We start from the raw sequence: 3,597 nt of genomic DNA on the forward strand, positions 1-3,597 counted from the left end.
GCAGGTAGTTGGCCAGACCCTGATGCGTCACGAGCACGCCCTTGGGCCGTCCGGTCGAACCCGAGGTGTAGATCACGTAGGCCGGATGCAGCGCGTTCAGGCCCACTTCCGCGCGCAACAGGTCGTGCGCCTCGTGCGCCTGCAGCAAGCCCTCGGTGGCCGCCTCATCGAGCCTGAGCAGCGCCGTGGCCGCCGGCAGCACCTGTGCCGCCGCCCCCGCGCTCACCACGCACACCGGCTGCGCATCCGCCAGCATGTACGCCAGCCGCTCGGCCGGGTAGCCCGGATCCAGCGGCACATACGCCCCGCCCGCCTTCAGGATCCCCAGCAGCCCCACCACCATCTCCAGCGAACGCTCCACGCAGATCCCCACCAGCGTCTCCGCGCCCACCCCTCGCGCCCGCAGCTCCCGCGCCAGCCGGTTCGATCTCTCGTTCAGCTCGCCGTAGCTCAGCGACTCGCCCTCGTACACCATCGCCACCGCCTCCGGCGCCTTCTGCACCTGCGCCTCGAACAGCTCCACCAGCGTCTGCTCCGCTACCTCCTCCGCCGTCTCGTTCCACGTCTTGAGTACGAGTTCGCGCTCCTGTTCCGAGACAATTCCTATGCTGCTCAATGCCTTCTCGGGCTCCGCTTCGAGGGCTTGAACAAGCCCCGCAAGCGCCGCCTCGACGTAGCGCACCACGCGCTTCGCATCGAGTCGCGCCGTAACCCGTGTCGTCAACCGGAAGCCCGTGCCCAGATCGTCCACCGAAAGCGTGAACGGGTAGTTCGTCCGCTCTTCGCTACGCAGCAGCCCGATGCCTTCCCAGCCCGCCTCGTCCCCCAAGACCGAATGGCGATAGTTCAGCAACGCCGTGAACAACGGCGTGCCCGCCGGCACCCCACTGCAGCGCTGCGCCAGCGCCAACTGCGCCTGCTCGTGGCGCATCAGCCGCGTCAGCATCTCGTGCGTCTGCTGCACGCTCGCGCGCACGCCCACTTGCCCCACCGCAATGCGCACGGGCAACGTGTTGATCATCGGACCCACCATCCGGTCCGAACCCGACACCCCCTGCATGCGACCCAGCAGCACCGTGCCGAACACCACGTCCGAGCGCCCCGACAGCTGTCCGATCACCCGCGCCCACGCCACGTGGCACAGGCTCGCCGCACTCACACCCAACACCCGCGCGCGCTCGTGCAGCCGGCGCGCCAAGTCCGGCTCCACGCTCAGACGCGCCTCGTCGACACCCTGGCCATCCCCCTGCACGTTCATCAAACCGAACGGCGCGGTCGGCTCCTGCACGTCGCTCAGCATCCCCTGGAAGAACACCTCGTGCTCGGCCGAACTGATGCCCATCTGCGCCTGGCCCACCATCTCCCGGAATGCGAGCGGCGCCGGCAGCCGGTCCGCCGTGCCCTGCAGGTACGCCTGGATTTCTTGCTGCAGCACCTCCAGCGTCACGTGGTCGCTCGTCAGGTGGTGATAGAGCAGCAGCAGCAGCCACCGGCCGTTGGCCTCGTCGTGCGCGATCAGGCCGCGCAGCAACGGCGCCTGCCTCACGTCAATGCGGTAGTGCCTCGGGTTGAATCGCTCGTATAGCTGATCAGCGACGCCGGCACCCTCTTCGAAGTTCCCGACCTCCTCGATCGGCAGCGGCGCGTCGCGCCACACCACCTGCACCGGCTCGGGCAGCCCCTCCCAATGGACCGCGCTGCGCAACGCGTCATGCCGCGCGATGACCGACTGCATCGCCGACAGATACGCATCAAGCCGATCGCGGCTATCGAACCCGAGCAACGCCGCAAGCAGGTAAGGATCTCCCTCTCCGCCCATCAGGTGATGAAACAGCACACCCTCCTGAAGCGGCGCGAGCGGATAGATATCCTGAACATTACGGGCTCCGCCTGGCACCGTGCCGACCAGACGCTCGATCTGCGCTTCGTCAAGCTTGACCAGTGTCAGCATCTGCGGCGTGATCGCGTCACAGGCGTGCGGAATCTTGTTCGCCGGCACGGTCGCGATGTCGCTGACCAAATTGAGTGCGACCGCAAGCTCGGCCACCGTCGGATTGCCAAACAGCACACGTACTGGTAACTCGAGTCCACGTTGCCGCATCCGCGCGACGACCTGCACGGCCAGCAGCGAGTGCCCGCCCAGCTCGAAGAAGTTGTCCGCGCGACCCACGCGCTCCACGCCCAGCACCTGCTCCCAGATCTGCGCGATCAGCGTCTCCGTCTCACCCTGCGGCGCCTCGTACTCCCGGCTCTTCCACTCCGGGGCCGGAAGCGCCCGTCGGTCCAGCTTGCCGTTAGGCGTCAGCGGCAACGCCGACAGCTCCACGATCGCCGCCGGCACCATGTACTCCGGCAACTCTCCGCCCAGCTCGCGGCGCAGCGACTGCGGATCCAGCACCACACCGTCCCGCGCAACCACGTAGCCCACCAGCCGGCGCTCGCCGGGCTGGTCCTCGCGCACCAGCACCTCCGCCTGCGCGATGCCGGGCTGACGCGCAAGCACCGCCCCGATCTCGCCCAGCTCGATGCGGAAGCCCCGGATCTTCACCTGGTCGTCCGCCCGCCCCAGGAAGTCCAGCACCCCTGCGGGGCGCCACTTCGCGATATCGCCGGTGCGGTACATCCGGCTGCCCGGCGCGCCGAACGGGTTCGCCACGAAGCGTTCGGCCGTCAGCTCCGCCCGGCCCAGGTAGCCGAGCGCCAGACCCAGCCCCGCGATATACAGCTCGCCCGCCACCCCCACCGGCACCGGCTGCAGCCGCTCGTCCAGCACATACGCCTGCATGTTGCTGATCGGCCGGCCGATCGGGACCGCATCGCCCCCGGATACGTCCTGCGTAATCTCCCCGCTCACGCAGCCCACCGTCGTCTCCGTCGGCCCGTAGTGGTTGACCAGCCGCACCGCCGGGTAGCGCTGCTGCCAGAACGCGATATCGGCTGGCACCAATGCCTCGCCTCCCACCATCAGCGTTCGCGTCGGGCTGTCAGCCCCACTCGCCTCCAGTCCCTGGTTCAACAGCTTCAGGTGCGACGGCGTAATGTTGATCAGCGCATGAACAGGCCGACGGGCAATCGAAGACAATTCTTCGCATTCCGCACCGTCCGGCAGCAATTCGAGGCATTGGCCACTGACCAGCGGTCCGTACAGCGGAATCACCGCGCCGTCAAAGCCAAGTCTCAGAATACTCGGGGAGCCCCAGTCCCCGTCCCCATAAAAATTCGCCCGCAACCAGCTCAGGTAATTGCTTACCGCGGCATGCGGCGTCATGACGCCCTTGGGCCGCCCGGTCGAACCGGAGGTGTAGATCACATAGGCCGGGTGCAGCGCGTTCAGGCCCACTTCCTCTCGCGTCAAGTTGTGCGCATCACGCGTGTGCAGCAACGCCTGCGTCATCGCCTCGTCCAGCCTCAGCAACGCCGTGCCCGCCGGCAGCACCTGTGCCGCCGACCCCGCGCTCACCACGCACACCGGCTGCGCATCCTCCAGCATGTACGCCAGCCGCTCGGCCGGGTAGCCCGGATCCAGCGGCACGTACGCCCCGCCCGCCTTCAGGATCCCCAGCAGCCCCACCACCATCTCCAGCGAGCGCTCCACGC

General features: G+C 67.9%; 1 protein-coding gene. It reads right to left on the minus strand.

All coding sequences use genetic code 11. The annotated features are described in order from the left end of the window. The coding region (locus tag J3489_RS36940; protein ID WP_207005729.1) for a non-ribosomal peptide synthetase at positions 1–3,597 on the minus strand (3,597 nt) is incomplete at both ends.

This window comes from Trinickia mobilis (genome assembly GCF_017315705.1).
Lineage (GTDB): Bacteria > Pseudomonadota > Gammaproteobacteria > Burkholderiales > Burkholderiaceae > Trinickia_A > Trinickia_A mobilis.